Origin of the sequence: Pseudohaemophilus parahaemolyticus, assembly GCF_938021905.1 — a bacterium.
Taxonomy (GTDB): Bacteria; Pseudomonadota; Gammaproteobacteria; order Enterobacterales; family Pasteurellaceae; genus Haemophilus_A; species Haemophilus_A parahaemolyticus_B.
Genome location: NZ_CALIFA010000023.1, coordinates 1 through 20,350 on the forward strand (window position 1 = coordinate 1; position 20,350 = coordinate 20,350).

Sequence of the window (20,350 nt, forward strand, 5' to 3'; positions counted from 1 at the left end):
GCCCCGTATTTGTGGTTTTACGCAAAATATTCCGTTCGCTTTCATACCACTGCAACGGCACACGTTCAATGGTTTGATGGGTAATTTTGCCTTCTGTTTGGAGGCTAACTAAGTCGCCTAAAATGGTATCCATAATAGGCAGAATGGGGGTGAGGATTTTCATTTTTGTATTACTTATTTTCTTCGCTAATTAAGGTTGCCCAATCTCCCCGCCTCTCTTTGATAAAGAGGGATTTTCTTTATAAATTTGCTGTCATCTGACTCATTTATATTTGCCATATCAAAGTAGAACAATGATATAAAATCTCGCTCGTTCTTTCCCCTCTTTAGCAAAGAGGGGGAGGGGAGATTTGGCAGAAGAAAAAAAGAGAAATTAGGTTATTTAGACCAATTTCGTGACGCCACAAAAATGGTTACAAAGTTGGCTTTGTTTCTCTTAAAACCTCATATTGTTCATTCATCTCTGCTGCCCAAGCGGTTAAATTTGGAAATTCTTTTGCAAGATCTAATCCAATTTTCTCTGCTCTAAACAAGAACCAATCAATGACTGCGACTGCCGTTAGCGTACCGATGTTTAATTCCGTGCCAAACGGTTTTAAATCTTGCTCAAGTCTTGCAAAACTTTGACGATTACGTTCGGTTAGTTGTTGATGGCGAGCTGTCCACCATTCGCTTTCAGGGCGAAGCATTTTTTCAGCCATCATCGGCACGGTATTTTCCATAATGCCATCGGCTAAATTATGCAACGCTAACGCTGCCCAGCGTGGTTTGCCGCTTTCTGGAATGAGTTTAGGCTCTACCTTGCCTTTTTGATCAAGATATTCACAAATCAGCAAACTGCCATAAAGCCAATTACCACAATTACGTTCTAACGCTGGCACTCTCCCCAGAGGATTTGCCTGATTATGCGGAGAGCTTGCATCAAATGATGAACTAATTTTAATCAATTCTGTTTTGTCTAATAGTTGTTGATATTTCAACGTTACCAGCACTTTACGTACATACGGGCTGGTGGTGGAGTACCAAAGTTTCATTGTAAATTCTCCTTAAAATTTGACCGATCTTTTCTAATTAGAACATGAAATATCGTTGTCCTAATGGCACCGTATCCACAGGTTCACAGGTAATTAGCTCACCATCTACACGTACTTCATAGCGTTCTGGATCCACCGTGATTTCAGGTGTCTCGTTGTTATGAACGAGATCTTTTTTACCTACACTGCGGCAGCCTTTGACGGCAATGGTTTCTTTGTGTAAACCGAATTTCGCACGAATATCGGATTTTTCAGCGGCTTGTGAAACAAAGAATACTGCTGTTTGTGCCGTTGCTAAGCCTTGTGCACCGTACATCGGACGGTAGAATACAGGTTGCGGCGTTGGAATTGATGCGTTCGGATCGCCCATTTTCGCGTAGCTAATAAAGCCTTTTTTAATTACTACTTCAGGTTTTACCCCAAAGAACATCGGTTTCCATAACACAATATCCGCAATTTTGCCCACTTCTAACGAACCAATATGATCTGCAATACCGTGTGCAATTGCTGGGTTGATGGTGTATTTCGCGATATAGCGTTTAATGCGGAAGTTATCGTTTCCTTCATTGCCTAACTCGCCACGTTGTATTTTCATTTTATCAGCGGTTTGCCAAGTACGAATAACGACTTCGCCAATACGTCCCATCGCTTGAGAGTCTGAACTCATAATCGAGAAGACGCCCATATCATGCAAAATATCTTCTGCAGCAATGGTTTCAGGACGGATACGACTATCGGCAAATGCCACGTCTTCTGGTACACGTTTATCTAAGTGATGGCAAACCATCAACATATCTAAATGTTCATCAATGGTGTTTTTCGTAAATGGACGAGTCGGGTTGGTTGAAGCAGGCAATACGTTTGGATACATCGCTGCTTTAATGATGTCAGGTGCATGACCGCCACCTGCACCTTCAGTATGGAAGGTGTGAATGACACGTCCGTCAATTGCTTTCATGGTATCTTCTAAGAATCCGCTTTCATTTAGCGTGTCGGTATGAATTGCCACTTGAATATCCATTTCATCTGCGACTTTTAATGCAGAATCGATTACTGCAGGCGTAGCGCCCCAGTCCTCATGGATTTTTAAACCTAATGCACCCGCTTCAATTTGTTCACGTAGCGGGTCTAAAGTTGAACAGTTTCCTTTACCAAAAAAACCTACGTTAACAGGTAAGGCTTCTGCCGATTGGAACATTCGTTCCATATACCACGCACCTGGTGTACAAGTGGTTGCGTGTGTACCATCAGCAGGGCCTGTTCCACCACCAATTAGCGTGGTAACGCCACTTTCAATCGCATGTTGTGCTTGTTGTGGACAAATAAAGTGAATGTGCGTATCGATACCGCCAGCGGTCGCAATTAAATGTGCACCGTTATGCACTTCCGTGCTTGCACCGATAATCATATTTGGCGTGACGTTATCCATGGTGTCCGGGTTACCTGCTTGTCCAATACCGACAATACGCCCATTACGAATACCAATATCGGCTTTGATAATGCCTAATTTAGCATCAATAATCATCACGTTAGCGATCACAAAATCTAATACATTTGGATTATCGCGAGTTGCAGTGCCGCTTTGTGCCATACCATCGCGTACACTTTTACCGCCACCAAATTTACACTCATCGCCTTTGGTCAATAAATCTTGCTCAATAGTTGCCCATAAATTGGTATCGCCCAAACGGACTTTATCGCCAACGGTTGGACCATAAGTTGCTACATATTGTGCTCTTGAAATTGTTAATGCCATTCTGCCCTACCTTATAATTTGCCATCAATTTGATTATGGAAACCGTAAATGATTTGGTTACCACCAAAAGCCACTAACTCAACCGTTTTGGCTTCGCCCGGTTCGAAACGCACCGCATTACCAGAAGGCACATTCAAACGCATTCCGCGCGCTAAAGTGCGGTCAAATTTAAGGGCATTATTGGTTTCAAAAAAATGGTAGTGAGAGCCAACTTGAATTGGGCGGTCGCCTGAATTAGTTACTTCGATTTTTACGGTTTTTCTGCCAACATTGGCGAGAATATCGCCTTCGGCTAATTGGTATTCGCCTGGGATCATATCTTTGTTCCTTATAGGGTGAGCTTTAGCCCACCATTGATATTTTTATTTGGTGGGCTAAAGCCCACCCTACGGTTATCTGATTGGGTTATGCACCGTCACAAGTTTTGTACCATCTGGGAAAGTCGCCTCAATCTGCACTTCGTGCACCATTTCAGCGACGCCTTCCATTACATCATCAACGGTTAAAAGTGTTGAGCCATATTGCATCACTTCAGCCACAGACATTCCATCACGAGCTGCTTCTTGCAAGTGGCTAGCGATGTAAGCGATGGATTCTGGGTAGTTTAATTTTAGTCCGCGAGCTTTGCGTTTTGCCGCCAATTCGCCCGCAAGAAAAAGCATCAGCTTTTCTTGTTCTCTTGATGTTAAGTGCATAATTAATTCCTTCTATTGTGATTTGCAAAAAGTTGTGAAAATTATACCGCTTGTACGGTTGTTTGTGTTAAGGGTTAAGCCATTTCAACCATTTTTCTTTATTGATATCAACCTTTTCAACCTTCGATTTCATCCATAAAATCAGCCAACTGGCGAGGATAAAACCGATGGTGTAAGGTGCGATGCCAAGGACAGAAAAGCCGAATTGGATTAACACCGCAAGCAAAGTGCCAACTAAGATATAAAAAAAGTGACACAACCGTTCGCCCGCAAAAGCACAGGCAACCAAAATTGGTGAAAAGCCGTATAAGCCGTTGGCAAGATTATTGTGTCCGACCGCCAATAAATGATGGGCAAATGCTGTTCCTAATACTGCGGCTGCCATACCGTACATAGCCGCCATGGGGGAGCTAATCGCAATTGCCACAAACAGCAAACCCCCCGTAATTACGCTTGAGCCGAAATTGACTTCCGCCCATGCGTAGAGTGGGCTTTGAATGGCATTAAAAGTATCAGTGTAATCGGATAGCTCAGGCGTAGTTTGTTCCAAACCAAAGAGTTGAAATTTAGCAGTGAGAAAACAAAGTAACCAGCAAGTTAGGACGAATGGGAAGGTGAACGCCACTTTTCGGCGTTGTAAAAAAGTGCGCATTATCAACGTGGCGACAACGGAAGCCAGAATACCCCACAGCCACAACAGAGGGCTCTCTGCACTCTCTTCTCCGAAGGTGAACATCACGCACATAAAGGCGAGTGAGCTATTAAAGCCGAATAACCCTTGTTGAATTTGTCTGATCGGGTATTTTAATGCACGTGCGGTCAGCGTGCCGACCAACGAGCCGAGAAAACACGCCACGCCGAGCGTCCAATGGCTAAAAAACATTGCGATCGTAATCACGAGCCCCGTTAATCCGTTTTCCTGCAGAAAGATCTGCCCAATACCTGTGAATGTTTCTTTAATGAGTGTTTGCATAACTTCCTCGTTTTTGTTGTTTTAAGAATTCTTCACATACTTTTTTCTTTCCTTCCGTTTGCAGAGGGAGGAAATGCGATCATAAACAAATCACCTCGTCCGCCAACGCCTCACTAAACGCCAAATCGTGGCTAGCGATCAGCATAGGCAACTCCAACGCTTGCAATAAAGCGGTCAGTTTTGCTTTGTTTTTTGCATCCAGCCCGTTGGTGGGTTCGTCTAACAGCAACATTTTCGGTTGCATAGCCAGCACGCCCGCCAAGGCGGTAAAATTTTTCTCTCCGCCTGAAAGTAAGTTCACGGGGCGATCTTTCAAATGCACAATGCCCAAGCGTTCCAGTTGCACCAAGGCGATTTGATAGGCTTCCGCCTTACTTTTGCCTTGGTTTAAGCAACCAAACGCGACATCATCTAGCACCGTTGGTCCAAACAGTTGGTCGTCTGCTTGTTGAAAGCAGATCCCGACTGTGCCACGCAACGGCATAAAATCCGCTTCTTGGCGGCAGCTTTTACCAAACCAGTTGATCTCGCCCGAATGCAGCGGCACAAAGCCAAGCAAGGCTAGCAATAGCGTTGATTTGCCCGTGCCAATTTCACCTTGCAAAACAAATTTTTGCTGGTCGGTAATTGAAAAAGTTAAGTCAGAAATCACCGCTTGTTGGTTGCGGTGAAGGGTTAAGTGATTGACGTTGAGTACCATTTTTTATTAAAGTTTAAATCCCCTCGCCTTCATCGCCATTTCCGCTTTTTCGGCTTTGAGCATCGCATGAATCAGCAACAGAGCTACCCGTTGGGCATAGACTTTCATCGTAAACAGGTTAAATTTTGGCTGAAACCCGCGGGCTTTCATTGCCATATCCATTTTTTGATTGAGTTCCGCCAGCAGAGAAATATAACGCACACTTAAAATAAACAGATGAATGAGCTTTTTCGGCAGCGGTAATTTGGCGATGGCTTGCACTAAAATAGTGTCAGTAATGTGGTGCAAAAACAGCCAAGTCGACAGCACAATCAGGTTCATTCGAAGTGTAATCAAAATCGCGAGATTTATCCCATTTTCATTCCAGCTCAGCCCATTTTCGCCTATTTTCCAGCTTAAAGTTGCCCACAGTAGCACAGAAAAAAAGTTAAACTTCAGCCAGCGTTTCAGCAAATGTTTCGGCTGATGACTATGCAAAAAACAGACGGCAAACAGCACGCAAGCGGTTAAAATTGCCAGTAGTTTTACCGATGTCAGGCTACTGACAATCACACCAAACAGGCAAACATAAACTATGCGATAGTGTGGCTCGAACCATTTTTTCACATTACTCACGATGCAATGTCTCAGGCATCATTTTAGCAAGGGTGAGCAACACCCCCACGCTAATCAGGCTATCAACCACAAATACGGGCAAGTGAGAGACGATGAGTAGCCCAATGAGATCAGCATACTGCTTACCACCATCCATCGCCAATACCAGAGAGGCAATCAGTGCGGAACCACCAACACCCAGCACACCAGCCAAAATACCTGCAGAAATTAACCGCTTGCGGGTAAGTTCTCTTAGTAGCGGTCGGCTCAAATAATGCATTACCAACGCAGGCAACGCCATAATGCAGAGGTTCACGCCTAACACAGAGAAACCGCCGAAGGAGAAAAGCAAAGCTTGCAACACCAAAGCAATCAAAAAAGCTGGAAACACTGCCCAACCGAGGAAAATGCCTGCCACGCCATTTAAAATCAAATGCACGCTACCGATGCCTACAGGAATGTGGATGGTACTTGCCACAAAAAAAGCTGCGGCAAAGAGTGCAGTGAGAGACAAATGGTCGGATTGCAGCCGTTTTAAGCCAAGTGCAATGCCCGCCACCGCTACGGCAGCCCAAACAATCAAGGTTTGACTGTGCAACACGCCTTCAGATAAATGCATTATTGCCCCTTCCTTGTTTTGAGCAGAGCAACCGTCCCGAAAATACCGAGAATATAACCAATGCCACCGAAAATATCTCGCCAGTAGATCTTATCTCGAAGCTGAGAGATCTCTTCTCGCAATAGTTGAATTTCTTGGCTAGAAACCGCTTGAGCCTGCATTTTCGTTACCTGCGTTTCCGCCCGATGCCCTTCCATTCCCTCAATAATCACACTGAATGTACCCTCTTGATTAAACGGCAAATTGAACCGTCCTTCACGGTCGGTTTTACCATAAACCACAGGATCAGTTTCACCCTGTTTCACCGCCTCCACATAAGTATCCACGGCAGGAGTCTGGTCGGAATAATATGCCTTACCCGAAATCGCCACACCATCATATTGGGCAGTAATGTGCAACGCATGGGCAAAAGTATTAGCAGAAAAAAATAGAAAAATGACCGCTTGTAAGAGTTTGTTTATCATCGACTTTATAGAATTATGGTACATCAAAGGTCAGCATATATTCATAAGAACGATCAGAATAATCAGGATTGCCTGCCACTTTTTCCTCGAATTCCGCCCACACTTTATTAAAGCCTTGGGTTGGGGTAAATTGGGCTATTCCTTGTGCATTTGAAAGATTAAAGGGCTGCTCTTCCCCTAATCCTACTTTAATGCCTTGAACAGGTTTACCTTGTTTTAAAACCAAAATATCGAGAACTTTACCTGCCTCAGGTTTAGAAAGTGGAACGAGCTCGTAGTCCATATGATGATATTTCATCGCATCATCATCCCATTTCACAATCGACTTACTTAATTTAATCGGGTTAATCGAAAACTCCGCATTAGGTACTTCTCGCTTCGTTTTCTCAACATACTTGCCACTAGGCAATTTAGACCAAATTCCATTGTTAAATAAGGTGTAATAAATTTTGGCTCCTTTATCACCAACAACTGCTTCCCCTTTATCACCTTGTTTCGCATAAAATTTAAACGTTGTGTCCTGAACTTGCCCTTGTTCATCAATATATCTCACTCGTTTTAATTTTGCTTGAGGATAAAACTCGGTTTGTTCGTGCCCAAATTTGACAACATAACGTTGAATTCCCCCCATATTTGATTCGGGTTCTAACCAGACATTGTGAGCCGAAGCCACACCAGAGAAAAGTAAAGTTGCGATAAGCGTAGATGTCAATTTCATTGCTAAAAATCCTCCTAGTGACAGAAATTAATGGGAATTATTACTTAGTTTTTTTAACTTTTAAAATTAGATATTTTTATCGTTAAATAAAGTTAGATTAAGGGAAATAAGTAGTCTGAGCTTACTTAAATTTTGCCAAATCATACCACTTCAAATATCTATTTTTTTGCCAACACAACTAAATGACGTTCACCAACTAACTCTGGCACTTGAAGCTTAATTACATCTAGTTGTTTTACAGATTGGTTGATTTCAGCAACCTCTTCAGGCTGGTATTGTCCTTTTAGGGCATAAAAACGACCGCTTGTATTTGGGAGGTGATAACACCAATTAACCATATCATTGAGGCTAGCAAATGCACGGCTTAATACGCCATCAAATTGCTTCTCTTGATACTCTTCTACACGACTTAGCACAGGCGTTACGTTAGTCAATTTTAACTCTCGCACCGCGTTTTTAATAAAAGTAATGCGTTTGCCAAGGCTATCAAGCAGTGTGAATTGTTTATCAGGGTTGATGATTGCCAGCGGAATTCCTGGCAAGCCAGGCCCTGTACCAACATCAATAAATTGATTACCTTCAAGATGCTGGCTAACCACAAGGCTGTCCATAATATGCTTGACTAACATCTCTTCAGGATCACGCACAGAAGTAAGGTTATATGCTTTATTCCATTTGTCTAAAAGTTTAACAAAATCAACTAGTTGCTGTTTTTGTTGTTCACTAATTTCAATCTTCGCTTGGCTCAGCAAGCGGTCTAATTTTTGGTTCATTTTACTATTTCCTACGTTTTATCTCTATTTTACGATGAAAAATAATACCGAATAATTTTATTTATATTACACAAAATGCCTTTTATTTGGGCATCCTAACGTTTAGGATGTTATCTATGCTGGCTATATTTCATTTTTTATATAGGAACTTTATTTCATTAACATGTTCTAATTACGTGCCCATAAATTATGGGTAATTAATAAAAGAGGATTTTATAATGAAATTTGTTAAATTTTTACCAGCACTTGCTACCGTTATTATCGCATTACCTACCTATGCAAAAGCAGCTCCAATGGTAACAGATAAAACGGTTGTTTATTCTTGTAATAAGAAAACTGTCACTGCAGTATATCAATTCGAAAACCAAGAACCAACTGGTGCAATGGTTAGTATCGGTAACAAAATTATCGCAAAAAATTTCACTCGTGATAAATCACAATCAGATTTTACGAGCTTTACTTCAGGTAAGTATGTGTGGAATGTGGATAGCGGTTTAACTTTAGATACGTTTGATTCTGTTTTCCCAGTTAATCTAGTTCAGAAAGGTAAAAATAGCGACCAAATCATCATAAAAAACTGCGATATCAATGCTGAAGCAACCAAAAAAGCAAATCTATAATTTTGATTAGATTAGCCTTTATCTTAGCCCTACTTATTCGTAGGGCTTTTTATTGCCAGACTTAGACTTTATCTAAACCTTACTTCTCACTTACAGTTCACTACGTTTAAGCATTCCTTGTTTTTTCAAGTTCACTAGCAAGATTGAAATGGCAGCCGGGGTAATACCTGAAATACGACTTGCTTGACCAATTGTCACAGGGCGATGTTGCATCAGTTTCGCTCGCACTTCGTTCGATAAACTTTCTACTTTGTCGTAGTCAAATTCCGCAGGGATCGCGGTATTTTCGTGGCGTTTATGACGTTCGATCTCTTGGTATTGATGCTCAATATAACCTTGATATTTGATCGAAATTTCCACCTGTTCAGCGGCTTCTTTATCTTCAATCGCAGGGGCAAACGGCGCAATTTGGGTTAAGGTTTCGTAGCTCACTTCAGGGCGACGGATTAAATCTTCACCGCTTGCTTCACGGGTTAATGGGCTGTTGAGCATCGCATTTAGCTCATCTAAATTCGCCATTTGCACGTGTGCCCAGGTCTGTTTTAAACGGCTACGCTCTTTCTCGATGTTTTCCATTTTTTCATTGAAACGCGCCCAGCGAGCATCATCAATCAAGCCTAAATCGTGTGCGATTGGGGTTAAACGCATATCGGCATTGTCTTCGCGCAGTAATAAGCGATATTCGGCACGAGAGGTGAATACTCGGTATGGCTCTTTGGTGCCCAGCGTGCAGAGATCATCTACTAATACGCCAGTATAAGCGAGGTCACGTGTTGGGTACCACGCTTCTTTGCCTTGCACTTGTAACGCAGCGTTGATCCCCGCGAGTAAACCTTGTGCAGCCGCTTCTTCATAGCCTGTTGTACCGTTGATTTGCCCCGCAAAGAATAAGCCTTCCACTGCTTTTGTTTCAAGGGTTGGTTTAAGATCGCGTGGGTCGAAATAGTCGTATTCAATCGCATAACCTGGTTTGATGATCCGCACATTTTCCAAGCCTTTCATTGAATGCACGATCCCCATTTGCACATCGAATGGTAAGCTGGTTGAGATCCCGTTTGGATAGACTTCTATCGTGCTTAAACCTTCTGGCTCTAGGTAGATTTGGTGGCTATTACGATCGCTAAAACGCATCACTTTATCTTCAATCGATGGGCAGTAACGCGGACCAACGCCTTCAATGATGCCTGTATACATCGGGCTACGATCAAGGCTATTGCGAATTAAATCGTGGGTTTGTTCATTGGTATGAGTGATATAGCACGGAATTTGGCGAGGGTGTAAATCCACGCTCCCCATAAATGACATCACAGGTAATTGTGCATCGCCGTGCTGTTTTGCCAAGACATCAAAATTGATGGTGCGCGCATCTAAACGCGGAGGGGTCCCTGTTTTTAAGCGATCAACACGTAAATTAAGATCGCGTAAACGTTGTGCCAACGTCGTGGCTGCAGGATCGCCCGCACGACCGCCTTCGTAGTTATCCAAACCGATATGGATCTTACCCGCTAAGAAAGTGCCCGCGGTTAAAATGACGCTGCGCGCTTTGAAGGTTAAACCCATTTTGGTTACTGCACCGCAAGCACGGTTATTTTCGATTAAAATATCAACGACTTCTTGTTGGAAAATATCTAAATTTGGCTGATTTTCAAGCGTAGTGCGAATCGCTTGGCGGTAAAGTACACGGTCTGCTTGTGCACGAGTTGCACGCACCGCAGGGCCTTTTGAGCTATTTAAGGTACGGAATTGGATCCCCGCTTTATCGGTTGCCAATGCCATAATCCCGCCCATAGCATCGATCTCTTTAACCAAATGCCCTTTACCTATCCCACCAATCGCAGGGTTACACGACATCTGCCCTAAAGTATCTACATTATGCGTTAAAAGTAAGGTTTTTAGCCCCATCCGAGCGGGAGCAAGGGCAGCTTCGGTGCCCGCATGACCGCCACCCACGACGATCACATCATAAATTTCATTGTAAATCATATCTCACCTATTCGCTTGTTTATTAGCGTTTTGAAAGCGATCATTTTACCTTAAAATAGCACGATCAGGAAAAGCATTTTTAGGTAACCTACCGATCAATTTGCTGATCTTACGATCGCTAATATTATAAAAGATCTTTATATAAAGAGATCTTTACTATTATAATTATTAGCGAAGCGCATTTTTGTAGATAAACCTATTTTTTAACGTTAGATCAATAAGTTAAATACGATCAAAACCCTTTAAGATCGTTTTTTTAAGAAAAGAATATATTGTGGATAATCACCTCAGTTATCCACAAGGTAATTTTTATTAAAAGTTACTCAAACAAAGCTCTCATCTTATTCTGGATTTAATCACAAAGTTATCCACAATGGGTTTGTCACGCTTTTAATGTTTGTTTGCTGATTTTTATCTTATTACGCATCATCATATTTAGATAACGAGTGAATTTATGATAAATCCAACTACGCTTTGCCCTTGTCAATCGGGTAAATCTTATGCTGATTGCTGCCAGCCTTTTCATTTACATCAAGTTATTCCTGATTCTGCTGAAAAGCTGATGCGTTCGCGCTATGCGGCTTATACATTGGTGAATATTCCTTATATTGTGGAAACGACCCTACCTGCACAACAGCCTTTATTAGATCTGCCAGCCATGCAATTATGGGGCGAGGAAACAGACTGGGCTGGTTTGGAAATTATTGCGCATCAGCCATTAATGTCGAAAATACATAGCTTGGTTGAATTTAAAGCCTTTTTTAATACAGAATCAGGCGTGGAGGCGCACCACGAGCGTTCGCTGTTTGTGTTAATTGAAGGGTGTTGGTATTTTGTGGATCCGACAGTGCCTTTGCCTAGCCAAAAACAGCCGTGTGTATGCGGTTCGGGTAAGAAATTTAAGCATTGTTGTGGGGCTTGGCTATAACTTATTCCTTTTAGTTATTTGCAAGCGGTAAAATTTGCCCGTACATTTGCACAAAAGTTATTTTCAACAAACCAAGGATTTTATTATGTTAAAAAAATTATCTGTCATTGCATTGGCAACTGTGGCATTAGCGACTTCAGCTACCTCTTTTGCGAAAGAGTCTTTATTAGATCGTATCAATAACAAAGGCGTAGTAACTGTCGGCACCGAAGGCACTTACGCTCCATTTACCTACCACGATGAAAGCGGCAAATTAACGGGCTACGATGTGGAAGTAACCCGCGCAGTGGCTGAAAAATTAGGCTTTAAAGTGGAATTCAAAGAAACCAACTGGGATTCCATGCTCGCAGGCTTAAAATCAGATCGTTTTGACTTAGTGGCAAACCAAGTGGCACTCACTACCCCAGAACGCCAAGCGACCTTCGACAAAACCGAACCTTACAACTGGTCAGGCGCAGTATTAGCTGCACCAAAAGGCAGTGAACTCACTAGTCCAGAAGTGGTGAAAGGCAAACGTGCAGCCCAATCGCTCACCTCTAACTATGGTGAATTAGCGAAAAAATCAGGGGCGGTTATCGTGCCTGTGGACGGTTTAGCACAAAGTGTGAAAGTAATTGAAACCAAACGTGCTGATTTCACCTTCAACGACTCTTTAGCGGTATTAGATTACTTGAAGAAAAATCCAAAATCTGATTTAGTAATTTTATGGGAATCGAGCGATAAAGTGGGCGCGGGCTTAGTGGCAAACAAAGGCAACCAAGCAGCAGTGGATAAATTAAGCGCAGCTATCGTGGAACTTCGCAACGAAGGCAAATTAAAAGCATTAGGCGAACAATTCTTTGGGCGTGATGTGAGCGTAAAATAATCTTACTTTTTAGTACGCAAGCGGTCGGATTTGTAAATAAAATTGCAAATTCGACCGCTTGTTTATTTTTTTGTTAAAAACACTTCCTTTCTTCGTGTATTCTCGCTATGCTAATAGCTCGTTTTTACAACGAACCTCACGCTAAAATATAGCAAGTTATGTTTATTTTAAGGGTATCACAATGAAGAAAATGCTTCTTGCCTCACTTATGGCAACGGGTTTTGCTTACGCAAACCAACCTCAAACGTTTACTCATCCAAATACTACACTTCACACTTACGAATTTACCAATACTTACGATCTTGTTGTGCCCAAAGGTGCAAGCGGGCAAACTAATTTATGGGTGCCATTGCCGTTTGATAGCGACTATCAAACGTTGAAATCGCTTGAGTTTGAAGGTAACTACAGCAAGGCATTTATCACGGAAAACAACCAATATGGCGCAAAAACGCTCTATGCCAATTGGGATGAAAAAGCGGAAAAACGCCTGCTTAAAGTGAAAATGGTGGTGCAAACCCAAGACCGCGAATATGGCAAAACAGGCGCGCTGAGTCAATATCAAATGCCTGAAAAAATTGAATATGGCGTGGATGTTCAGCCTTATTTAAAAGCGACCGATCACATTAAAATTGACGGTATCGTGAAAGAAATGGCAGATAAAATCGTTGGAAAAGAGACGAACCCACTGAAAAAAGCGGAGCTTATTCATCAATGGATCGTCAAAAATATGGAACGCGATAACAGCGTATTAGGTTGTGGCGATGGGAATGTAGAGAAAATTCTGACCACTGGCGTATTAAAAGGAAAATGCACCGACATCAACTCCGTATTTGTTGCACTTGCTCGAGCATCAAACATTCCTGCTCGTGAAATTTTTGGCATTCGCTTAGGTGCTGCACCGAAAATGTCTGCTTACTCCGCAACCGCATTTGGTAGTGCGAAAGATGGCGTAGCTAACGTAAAGGGCGGACAACATTGCCGTGCAGAATTTTATCTTGCAGGCTTTGGCTGGGTACCTGTGGATTCTGCCGATGTAGCTAAAATGCGTTTAGCAGAGAAAAAATCGGTAGACGATAAAGACACACAAGCCGTGGCAAACTATTTATTCGGCAACTGGGAAGCTAACTGGGTTGGTTTTAACCACGCGCGCGATTTCGCTTTATACCCAACACCAGAACTTACCCCGCTTAACAATTTTGGTTATCCGTATGCAGAAGTGGGCGGTGAGCCATTAAATTCATTCGATGCCAAAGAGCTCGGCTATGAATTTATCTCTAAAGAAATCAAATAATCGCCTGCTTGCGACCATTGTTACGGCTGTAGTGGCAGCCGTAACCTCCAGTCTCTGTTGTATTGCCCCGCTGATTTATCTGCTGTTTGGTATCTCTTCAACGTGGCTGATTGAGCTCAACCAATTCGAGTTTTTACGCATCCCGATGCTCATTCTCTCATTGGGGGCATTCGGTTATGGTTTCTGGTTGTTGGTTTTTTCTAAAAAAATCATCTGCACCCGCTATCTTTCTCGTCGCACTTTGATTGTGCTTTATTGGCTGGTGTTTGCCATCATCCTTTTCTTCTTATTTTATCCAACGTTTTTACCTTGGATTTTGGAACAGGTGGAATAAATGAAATCTCTCCTTTTGGCGATAAGCCTTGCATTTACAACCTTCTTTGCAAGCCAAGCTATCGCAACAGAAATGACACAAACCCAATCGCAACACGAGGTGATGCTCAGCGTGCCAGAAATGAACTGCCAACTTTGCATTTATTTGGTTAATCGAGAACTCCGCTCCATTGAGGGCGTGATTTCCACCAAAGCTAATATGAAAGAACGCAATGTTAAAGTTGTGGCAAAACCTGAGGTGAGCAACGAACAACTTATTCAAGCAATTGAAAAGTTGCACTACACCGCGAAAGTGATGTGATATGGAAAAACAAGCGGTCTGATTTTGCAAAACTTTTGCAGATTCAGACCGCTTGTTTATTATATAATCATCAAAAATTCATAGGGAGGAAAAATGCATACTGCTTCAGAAAAACAGCAACGCCAAGAGGCTGTGCAATTTGCAATTAACAATAATGCAATTGAAGGTTTATTTGTGAGTGAGCAAACAAAGCAATTATTAAATCGCTGGATTGAAGGTGAACTAACATTAGAGCAAGTGGAAAGCAAAATTTATGCGTTATGGCAGTAGCGATCCTCATATTGATGAGAATGGCGTACTTAAAAATAAACTAGGCGCAACAACGAATGAAATGCTAGAGGATCGTGAACGAGACATTACGGCATTGCGAATAGCGATGTTAAAAGCTAATCCCATTTCGGGAAATTTTGATTTAAAACATCTTAAAGCCATTCATCGTTTTATTTTTTCTCCTATTTATCATTGGGCGGGACAAATTAGGCAAGGTTCGTTATCGAAAGATGAAACGGTGTTTACGTTTCCTGAACGTATAGAGCCTGAGCTCAACAAAATATTTAAACAATTAAAGTGTGAAAATTATTTACAAGGTTTAAATAAAGAAAATATCGCCAAAAAGTTAGCCTTTTATTTAGGGGAATTGAATGCGCATCATCCGTTTCGAGAAGGAAATGGACGAGTCCAACGAATTTTTATTTCAGATTTAGCCTATCAAGCTGGGTACAAATTGGATTTTTCTCATATTTCACAGGATGAAATGATTGAAGCGTCAATTTTAGCCTTTAGAAAAGCAGATTACTCGCTATTAGAAGCGCTTATTTTGCGTAGTATCAAATGTAAATAAGCGGTCGAATTTGCAAAATCAAACGCTAATCCGACCGCTTGTTTTTTGTATATGTTTAAAAATCGGGGAATTTTAAACATATTCTGTTGATATGTTTATCGGATAAACATATACTCAAAATATGTTTAAAAAATCGAGATTTTTAAAGATGAACAATTGGAATCCTAAACTTGCCTACAACCAACTTCCCGATCTCCCTCCTGTTGATGAGTTGGAAACTAAAGAAATTTTAAAGCAAACCATTAAAGCTAGAGCCGCATTAGCTGAACTCAAACAAGCAGCGGAGCTTATTCCTAATCAATCGATGTTAATCAATACATTACCGATTATGGAAGCTCGCGCCAGTAGTGAAATTGAGAATATTGTTACTACGACAGATAAACTTTTTCAATCATTGCAACTTGATAGCGAGGAACAAGACTCAGCAACGAAAGAAGCGCTGCAATATCGTACCGCTCTGTTTTCTGGATTTAATAGCTTAAAAGAACGTCCGCTTTGCACACAAACAGCGGTACTGGTTTGTAGTGAGATTAAAAACCGAGTAATGGATATTCGAAAAGTGACAGGAACAGCATTGCGTAATGGTTCAAATGGGGAGGTAATTTATACGCCACCTGAAGGTGAACAGATTATTCGTGATAAATTAGCTAATTGGGAAAAATTTATCCATTACAATGAAGACTTAGATCCTCTGATTGTGTTAGCTGTCGCTCATTACCAGTTTGAAGCAATTCACCCCTTTACAGATGGAAACGGTCGCACGGGGCGTATATTAAATAGTTTGTTATTGATTGAAAAAGAACTTCTTCACTTACCTATTTTATATTTAAGCCGTTACATTATTGAACATAAAGCGGATTATTACCGTTTGTTACTGGAGGTAACCGCCAATCAGAACTGGCAAGATTGGGTTCTTTATATCTTAAAAGGGATTGAAAATACCGCAAAATGGACGCTAAATAAAATCGAAGCGATTAAGGTGCTAACTATTGAAACTCGGCGATATATTCAGCAATCCTTGCCTCATCTTTATAGTTTGGAATTGATTGAGTTATTATTTGAACAGCCTTACACCCGCATAGCAAATTTAGAGCAAGCGGGCATTGCTAAACGACAAACTGCCTCCAAATACTTAAAAGAGCTTTGTGATGTAGGAGTTTTGAGTGAGCAAATTGTTGGGAGAGATAAATTATTTATTCATCCTAAATTGATGGAGTTATTACGGGGCGAGAATAACGAATTTATGCCTTATCCATCATTAAGCTAAATAAATAAGCGGTCGAATTTGTAAAATAAATTGCAAATTCGACCGCTTTTTTATTGTGAGCTTACGATCATAAAAATTCGCACAGTGTACACTGTGTTCCTTAGATATTGACATATCTAAGGAAATAATCCTGAAGGAAAAAAGTTTTATGAGGTCTTTTTATGGATTCGATAATATTCGTTTTCAAATTTATTTTTAGTGTGATTGGAGCTATTTTAGGTTTTATTTGGGATGTTATTGTTTGGTGTTTTGATGCCCTTGCTTGGCTTATTCGTAATATAGGTGATCTTTATCATTGGGTTATTCGTAGTATAAGCGATGTTTATCATTGGTTTATAGAACTTGATATGCTTTACCAAATTTTAATTAGTGTTGCTTTAGTCGTTTTATTCGGTGGTTGGGCTGTTTATAGTAGAAAACGGGCAGAAGAACAGGCTCGCCAGAGAGCATTGCTAGATGAAGAACGGGCTCGCCAGAGAGCATTGGAAAAGGAAGAAGAGAAGCTTCAGGAAGCTATAGAACGAAAATGCCCTAAATGTGGAGAGCTTAATGCGATGTGGTATCTAGAAACCAAATACGGTAAACCTTTTGAATCAACTAAAGAAGTTACAGAAAAAACTGCTTCTGGAAGAGAAAAAACTCGCTATATTAAATGCATGAGGCAAAAGAGAAGAAATTATTTGGCTATGTGAGCATTGTGGCTTTTCTAGAGTTCATAAAGTTCGTACTAATCTATTGGATTAATTTATTAATAAATAAAGAGCATTTTTATGCTCTTTTATCTTATGTAGGAAATATAATATGGATAATACTGTTACGGAAATGATCAACGCATTTGAAGAATTTGCGTCTTCTACTAAACAAAAAAATCATCGCTATCTTTCTTGGGAGCATTGTTATCAACAATTCCGTTCGGCTCGTTTAGATCGTGATAAAAAAGAACCTGATTTGGATTATTTAAGTTTGCAATTAGCTTTTTATTTAGCTAGTTGGGGAATGTATCGCGGTTCATCATTTTTATTACAACGGGATTACAAAGTGCATATTCCGATTGTAAAAGAAATTTTAAAGTCTGAATATGATTGCTTACAGGGGCTAGAATGTGACAATCTGTTAGCGGATAAAATTGTACAAGAGCGTTTGGTTGAAATTGATACGAAATTAGAGCAATTTTATAAAGTAATCCGTCAAAGTGTGGTGAATAAAGATATTGAAAATGCTATTTCAAAAATTTTAATTACTAAAGTTTTATTGGGAACTTTAGGTTGTACGCCTGCTTATGACCGTTTTTTTATTCTTGGTGCAAGAAAAACCAAAGTTACCTCAGGTCTATTTTCGCTACATTCAATGAAAAGATTGGCTGCATTTTATGAAGAAAATAAGTCACAGTTTGAAGCCGTGAGGGAAAAATATCGTATTGGCGATCAACGTTATCCTCAAATGAAATTACTTGATATGGTATTGTGGCAAATTGGTGCAAAATCTTAAAATAGATAAGACAAACTCATTGAACGCAAGCGGTCTGATTTTGCAAAACTTTTGCAGATTTAGACCGCTTGTTTTTCTATATTGTAACAATTCGTTAATCTCCCCTTGCAACCCAGCCAATTTTCCTTACAATCGGGAAAAACAAATTTTTAAGGATTTTCCGTGTTAGAAACTTTATTACTTCAAATCCCATTTATGGATGAAGGCCGTGTGAAGCTGGTTATTGATGCTTTTTGGCCGATGGTGGAAGCAGCGGTGTTAGTCTCTATTCCGTTGGCAATCGCTTCTTTTATTATTGGGATGATTTTAGCAGTGGGTGTGGCGTTAATTCGTGTAACGCCTGTAAATGGCGTGTTGCATCGAATCGCGTTGGCAATTGTGAAGGTGTACATCTCGATTATTCGTGGTACGCCAATGTTGGTGCAAATTTCGGTAGTGTTCTATGGCTTGCCTGCGATTGGGGTATTTATTGACCCGATTCCCGCAGCGATTATCGGCTTCTCGCTCAATATCGGGGCGTATGCGTCGGAAACGGTGCGAGCGGCGATCTCTTCTGTGCCGAAAGGTCAGTGGGAAGCGGGTTATACGATTGGGATGACCTATATGCAAACTTTCCGTCGCATCATTGCTCCGCAAGCGGTTCGCGTGGCAGTTCCGCCATTGAGTAATACTTTTATCGGCTTATTTAAAGATACCTCATTGGCTTCGGTGGTAACCGTAACGGAGATGTTTCGCGTAGCTCAACAAATGGCAAATATGTCGTATGATTTCTTGCCCGTTTATATTGAAGCGGGTGTGATTTATTGGTGTTTCTGCTGGGTGCTGTTTCTCATTCAAGCAAAATTAGAAACCCGTTTTAATCGTTTTGTTGCAAAATAAGGAAAAATGATGATCGAGATTAAAAATATCCATAAAACATTTGGCAACAATACGATTTTGCGTGGTATTGACCTGAATATTCAAAAAGGGCAAGTGGTGGTGATTTTAGGGCCTTCAGGTTCGGGCAAGACGACGTTTTTGCGTTGTCTGAATGCTCTAGAAATGCCTGAGCAAGGTACGATTAAATTCGAGAATGAGCAACCACTAGTAGTCGATTTTGGGGATAATCCTACAAAAAAAGCCATTTTAGCATTACGACGTAAATCGGGGATGGTCTTCCAAAATTACAATCTTTTCCCGCATAAAACAGCGGTAGAAAATGTGATGGAAGGTCCTGTATTTGTGCAAGGAAAGTCAGTTACACAAGCTAAACAAGAAGCAATGGCGTTGTTGGCGAAAGTGGGATTAGCTGATAAAGCCGAACTCTATCCATATCAACTTTCGGGCGGGCAACAGCAACGTGTAGGGATTGCCCGAGCGTTGGCGATTCAGCCTGAATTGATGTTGTTTGATGAACCAACGTCTGCACTTGACCCAGAACTTGTACAAGATGTGTTAAACACGATGAAAGAGTTGGCAAATGAAGGCTGGACGATGGTGGTGGTCACGCACGAGATCAAGTTTGCCTTAGATGTTGCCGATGTGGTTGTGGTAATGGATGGTGGGGAGATTGTGGAACAGGGTTCGCCGAAAGCGTTATTTGAAAATCCGCAACACGAACGCACTAAACGGTTCTTACATCAAATTCGGGATCATTAATCTTTTAGATTCGTCTTTTGCGTTAGATCATAGAATTTTTAATCTGCGTTTGACCCACTAACTAATTAGTATTAAAGTTATATCCACTTTTTAAAAAAGGGATATGTTATGAAAAACGAAAAACCAATTGAATGCACAGGTTGCAACACTTTTGATGTCGGTTCTATTTTAGATAATAGCGAAGTGACGGCTCAAGTTGAGCGTGTTTATGGCTCTGAAGCGGAAGCTCAAGAAGCATTAGCACGTTTAAATGCAAAAGCAAAAGCGGTTGATGAAGGCTATCAAGTAGAAAGTCAAATCAATGCGGTAGAAGGTGGTTTCAAACTTGATGCGAACTTTACCTTTAGCTGTCAAGCTGAAGTGGTCATTTTCCAATTAGGCACGCGTGCAATTTAATTTTTAGATAAAGCGAGAATTTATTTCTCGCTTTTTCATCTTTTATTTTTCTGTTTCAAATAAGTTAATCTTT

General features: G+C 41.0%; 26 protein-coding genes and 1 pseudogene. 14 read left to right on the forward strand and 13 right to left on the reverse strand.

Translation table 11 applies throughout. From position 1 onward, the window contains the following. The 12 genes and pseudogenes from QMF79_RS01560 to rsmG all read right to left on the reverse strand — a co-directional run. Positions 1 to 163 (reverse strand): annotated as a pseudogene (locus QMF79_RS01560) (urease accessory protein UreE); the annotation flags it as partial. A gap of 250 nt (positions 164 to 413) precedes the next feature. Beyond that, positions 414 to 1,034: a glutathione S-transferase gene (locus QMF79_RS01565; RefSeq protein ID WP_281772491.1), complete on the reverse strand. Its 621-nt coding sequence runs from the start codon at positions 1,032 to 1,034 to the stop codon at positions 414 to 416. A gap of 37 nt (positions 1,035 to 1,071) precedes the next feature. Continuing rightward, positions 1,072 to 2,790, reverse strand: a complete 1,719-nt coding sequence (gene ureC, locus QMF79_RS01570; protein ID WP_281772492.1) for an urease subunit alpha — start codon at positions 2,788 to 2,790, stop codon at positions 1,072 to 1,074. Between the two features lie 11 nt (positions 2,791 to 2,801). Then, positions 2,802 to 3,107 carry an urease subunit beta gene (ureB, locus tag QMF79_RS01575; protein WP_038439445.1) on the reverse strand — a complete coding sequence of 102 codons (306 nt, stop codon included), beginning with the start codon at positions 3,105 to 3,107 and terminating at the stop codon, positions 2,802 to 2,804. Positions 3,108 to 3,182: 75 nt separating this feature from the next. Beyond that, positions 3,183 to 3,485, reverse strand: coding sequence for an urease subunit gamma (gene ureA, locus QMF79_RS01580; protein WP_065251490.1), 303 nt, complete (start codon positions 3,483 to 3,485; stop codon positions 3,183 to 3,185). 67 nt (positions 3,486 to 3,552) lie between these two features. Further along, positions 3,553 to 4,458, reverse strand: a complete 906-nt coding sequence (locus QMF79_RS01585) for an urea transporter (RefSeq protein ID WP_281772493.1) — start codon at positions 4,456 to 4,458, stop codon at positions 3,553 to 3,555. A 79-nt stretch (positions 4,459 to 4,537) separates the two neighbouring features. Further along, complete coding sequence (locus QMF79_RS01590) at positions 4,538 to 5,158, reverse strand: energy-coupling factor ABC transporter ATP-binding protein (RefSeq protein WP_281772494.1); 621 nt, start codon at positions 5,156 to 5,158, stop codon at positions 4,538 to 4,540. Positions 5,159 to 5,164: 6 nt separating this feature from the next. Then, complete coding sequence (locus QMF79_RS01595) at positions 5,165 to 5,764, reverse strand: energy-coupling factor transporter transmembrane component T family protein (protein ID WP_281772510.1); 600 nt, start codon at positions 5,762 to 5,764, stop codon at positions 5,165 to 5,167. Position 5,765: 1 nt separating this feature from the next. After that, on the reverse strand, positions 5,766 to 6,371 hold the full coding sequence (gene cbiM / locus QMF79_RS01600) for a cobalt transporter CbiM (RefSeq protein WP_281772495.1): 606 nt from the start codon (positions 6,369 to 6,371) through the stop codon (positions 5,766 to 5,768). After that, positions 6,371 to 6,835: a carboxypeptidase regulatory-like domain-containing protein gene (locus QMF79_RS01605; RefSeq protein WP_281772496.1), complete on the reverse strand. Its 465-nt coding sequence runs from the start codon at positions 6,833 to 6,835 to the stop codon at positions 6,371 to 6,373. Before QMF79_RS01605 ends, cbiM begins: the two co-directional genes overlap by 1 nt. Before the next feature lie 13 nt (positions 6,836 to 6,848). Then, positions 6,849 to 7,553: a DUF4198 domain-containing protein gene (locus tag QMF79_RS01610; RefSeq protein ID WP_281772497.1), complete on the reverse strand. Its 705-nt coding sequence runs from the start codon at positions 7,551 to 7,553 to the stop codon at positions 6,849 to 6,851. A 158-nt stretch (positions 7,554 to 7,711) separates the two neighbouring features. Continuing rightward, positions 7,712 to 8,326, reverse strand: a complete 615-nt coding sequence (gene rsmG, locus QMF79_RS01615) for a 16S rRNA (guanine(527)-N(7))-methyltransferase RsmG (RefSeq protein ID WP_111428005.1) — start codon at positions 8,324 to 8,326, stop codon at positions 7,712 to 7,714. A gap of 218 nt (positions 8,327 to 8,544) precedes the next feature. On the opposite strand from rsmG, the gene QMF79_RS01620 reads away from it, so the two are divergent. After that, positions 8,545 to 8,946, forward strand: a complete 402-nt coding sequence (locus QMF79_RS01620; RefSeq protein ID WP_281772498.1) for a hypothetical protein — start codon at positions 8,545 to 8,547, stop codon at positions 8,944 to 8,946. Between the two features lie 90 nt (positions 8,947 to 9,036). On the opposite strand, the gene mnmG is transcribed toward QMF79_RS01620, so the two are convergent. After that, positions 9,037 to 10,929: a tRNA uridine-5-carboxymethylaminomethyl(34) synthesis enzyme MnmG gene (gene mnmG / locus QMF79_RS01625; RefSeq protein WP_281772499.1), complete on the reverse strand. Its 1,893-nt coding sequence runs from the start codon at positions 10,927 to 10,929 to the stop codon at positions 9,037 to 9,039. Positions 10,930 to 11,383: 454 nt separating this feature from the next. Here mnmG and QMF79_RS01630 point away from each other — a divergent pair, with 454 nt between their 5' ends. The 13 genes from QMF79_RS01630 (at position 11,384) to QMF79_RS01690 (ending at position 20,277) form a co-directional block, all read left to right on the forward strand. After that, positions 11,384 to 11,857 carry a YchJ family protein gene (locus QMF79_RS01630; RefSeq protein WP_281772500.1) on the forward strand — a complete coding sequence of 158 codons (474 nt, stop codon included), beginning with the start codon at positions 11,384 to 11,386 and terminating at the stop codon, positions 11,855 to 11,857. A gap of 85 nt (positions 11,858 to 11,942) precedes the next feature. After that, entirely contained in the window at positions 11,943 to 12,722 is a 780-nt protein-coding gene (locus QMF79_RS01635) for a transporter substrate-binding domain-containing protein (protein ID WP_281772501.1), read from the forward strand. A gap of 181 nt (positions 12,723 to 12,903) precedes the next feature. Then, a complete protein-coding gene (locus QMF79_RS01640; RefSeq protein WP_281772502.1) occupies positions 12,904 to 14,013 on the forward strand; it encodes a transglutaminase-like domain-containing protein in 1,110 nt (369 codons plus the stop codon). Continuing rightward, positions 13,985 to 14,347 (forward strand): mercuric transporter MerT family protein, encoded by a 363-nt coding sequence (locus QMF79_RS01645; protein ID WP_281772503.1) that lies wholly within the window; start codon positions 13,985 to 13,987, stop codon positions 14,345 to 14,347. Before QMF79_RS01640 ends, QMF79_RS01645 begins: the two co-directional genes overlap by 29 nt. Then, a complete protein-coding gene (locus QMF79_RS01650; RefSeq protein ID WP_281772504.1) occupies positions 14,348 to 14,647 on the forward strand; it encodes a heavy-metal-associated domain-containing protein in 300 nt (99 codons plus the stop codon). A gap of 93 nt (positions 14,648 to 14,740) precedes the next feature. Next, a complete protein-coding gene (locus QMF79_RS01655) occupies positions 14,741 to 14,917 on the forward strand; it encodes an antitoxin VbhA family protein (RefSeq protein WP_281772505.1) in 177 nt (58 codons plus the stop codon). Further along, complete coding sequence (locus tag QMF79_RS01660; RefSeq protein ID WP_281772506.1) at positions 14,901 to 15,488, forward strand: Fic/DOC family protein; 588 nt, start codon at positions 14,901 to 14,903, stop codon at positions 15,486 to 15,488. Before QMF79_RS01655 ends, QMF79_RS01660 begins: the two co-directional genes overlap by 17 nt. A gap of 148 nt (positions 15,489 to 15,636) precedes the next feature. Further along, on the forward strand, positions 15,637 to 16,755 hold the full coding sequence (gene fic / locus QMF79_RS01665) for a protein adenylyltransferase Fic (protein ID WP_281772507.1): 1,119 nt from the start codon (positions 15,637 to 15,639) through the stop codon (positions 16,753 to 16,755). 161 nt (positions 16,756 to 16,916) lie between these two features. Further along, positions 16,917 to 17,447: a hypothetical protein gene (locus QMF79_RS01670; RefSeq protein ID WP_281772508.1), complete on the forward strand. Its 531-nt coding sequence runs from the start codon at positions 16,917 to 16,919 to the stop codon at positions 17,445 to 17,447. A gap of 109 nt (positions 17,448 to 17,556) precedes the next feature. Beyond that, the gene (locus QMF79_RS01675) at positions 17,557 to 18,243 is read left to right on the forward strand and encodes a hypothetical protein (protein ID WP_281772509.1); all 687 of its coding nucleotides are present in this window, start codon (positions 17,557 to 17,559) and stop codon (positions 18,241 to 18,243) included. Positions 18,244 to 18,405: 162 nt separating this feature from the next. After that, positions 18,406 to 19,122 carry an amino acid ABC transporter permease gene (locus tag QMF79_RS01680; RefSeq protein WP_005706625.1) on the forward strand — a complete coding sequence of 239 codons (717 nt, stop codon included), beginning with the start codon at positions 18,406 to 18,408 and terminating at the stop codon, positions 19,120 to 19,122. Positions 19,123 to 19,131: 9 nt separating this feature from the next. Beyond that, complete coding sequence (locus tag QMF79_RS01685) at positions 19,132 to 19,881, forward strand: amino acid ABC transporter ATP-binding protein (RefSeq protein ID WP_281772511.1); 750 nt, start codon at positions 19,132 to 19,134, stop codon at positions 19,879 to 19,881. 108 nt (positions 19,882 to 19,989) lie between these two features. Further along, on the forward strand, positions 19,990 to 20,277 hold the full coding sequence (locus QMF79_RS01690; protein ID WP_040218430.1) for a YfcZ/YiiS family protein: 288 nt from the start codon (positions 19,990 to 19,992) through the stop codon (positions 20,275 to 20,277). Positions 20,278 to 20,350: the final 73 nt, after the last annotated feature.

Excerpts from the sequence above, each read along its gene's own strand:
- QMF79_RS01565 (WP_281772491.1), bottom strand. The coding sequence starts at position 1,034 with ATGAAACTTTGGTACTCCACCACCAGCCCGTATGTACGTAAAGTGCTG.
- ureC (WP_281772492.1), bottom strand. The coding sequence starts at position 2,790 with ATGGCATTAACAATTTCAAGAGCACAATATGTAGCAACTTATGGTCCA.
- ureB (WP_038439445.1), bottom strand. The coding sequence starts at position 3,107 with ATGATCCCAGGCGAATACCAATTAGCCGAAGGCGATATTCTCGCCAAT.
- ureA (WP_065251490.1), bottom strand. The coding sequence starts at position 3,485 with ATGCACTTAACATCAAGAGAACAAGAAAAGCTGATGCTTTTTCTTGCG.
- QMF79_RS01585 (WP_281772493.1), bottom strand. The coding sequence starts at position 4,458 with ATGCAAACACTCATTAAAGAAACATTCACAGGTATTGGGCAGATCTTT.
- QMF79_RS01590 (WP_281772494.1), bottom strand. The coding sequence starts at position 5,158 with ATGGTACTCAACGTCAATCACTTAACCCTTCACCGCAACCAACAAGCG.
- cbiM (WP_281772495.1), bottom strand. The coding sequence starts at position 6,371 with ATGCATTTATCTGAAGGCGTGTTGCACAGTCAAACCTTGATTGTTTGG.
- QMF79_RS01605 (WP_281772496.1), bottom strand. The coding sequence starts at position 6,835 with ATGATAAACAAACTCTTACAAGCGGTCATTTTTCTATTTTTTTCTGCT.
- QMF79_RS01610 (WP_281772497.1), bottom strand. The coding sequence starts at position 7,553 with ATGAAATTGACATCTACGCTTATCGCAACTTTACTTTTCTCTGGTGTG.
- rsmG (WP_111428005.1), bottom strand. The coding sequence starts at position 8,326 with ATGAACCAAAAATTAGACCGCTTGCTGAGCCAAGCGAAGATTGAAATT.
- QMF79_RS01620 (WP_281772498.1), top strand. The coding sequence starts at position 8,545 with ATGAAATTTGTTAAATTTTTACCAGCACTTGCTACCGTTATTATCGCA.
- mnmG (WP_281772499.1), bottom strand. The coding sequence starts at position 10,929 with ATGATTTACAATGAAATTTATGATGTGATCGTCGTGGGTGGCGGTCAT.
- QMF79_RS01630 (WP_281772500.1), top strand. The coding sequence starts at position 11,384 with ATGATAAATCCAACTACGCTTTGCCCTTGTCAATCGGGTAAATCTTAT.
- QMF79_RS01635 (WP_281772501.1), top strand. The coding sequence starts at position 11,943 with ATGTTAAAAAAATTATCTGTCATTGCATTGGCAACTGTGGCATTAGCG.
- QMF79_RS01640 (WP_281772502.1), top strand. The coding sequence starts at position 12,904 with ATGAAGAAAATGCTTCTTGCCTCACTTATGGCAACGGGTTTTGCTTAC.
- QMF79_RS01645 (WP_281772503.1), top strand. The coding sequence starts at position 13,985 with ATGAATTTATCTCTAAAGAAATCAAATAATCGCCTGCTTGCGACCATT.
- QMF79_RS01650 (WP_281772504.1), top strand. The coding sequence starts at position 14,348 with ATGAAATCTCTCCTTTTGGCGATAAGCCTTGCATTTACAACCTTCTTT.
- QMF79_RS01655 (WP_281772505.1), top strand. The coding sequence starts at position 14,741 with ATGCATACTGCTTCAGAAAAACAGCAACGCCAAGAGGCTGTGCAATTT.
- QMF79_RS01660 (WP_281772506.1), top strand. The coding sequence starts at position 14,901 with ATGCGTTATGGCAGTAGCGATCCTCATATTGATGAGAATGGCGTACTT.
- fic (WP_281772507.1), top strand. The coding sequence starts at position 15,637 with ATGAACAATTGGAATCCTAAACTTGCCTACAACCAACTTCCCGATCTC.
- QMF79_RS01670 (WP_281772508.1), top strand. The coding sequence starts at position 16,917 with ATGGATTCGATAATATTCGTTTTCAAATTTATTTTTAGTGTGATTGGA.
- QMF79_RS01675 (WP_281772509.1), top strand. The coding sequence starts at position 17,557 with ATGGATAATACTGTTACGGAAATGATCAACGCATTTGAAGAATTTGCG.
- QMF79_RS01685 (WP_281772511.1), top strand. The coding sequence starts at position 19,132 with ATGATCGAGATTAAAAATATCCATAAAACATTTGGCAACAATACGATT.
- QMF79_RS01690 (WP_040218430.1), top strand. The coding sequence starts at position 19,990 with ATGAAAAACGAAAAACCAATTGAATGCACAGGTTGCAACACTTTTGAT.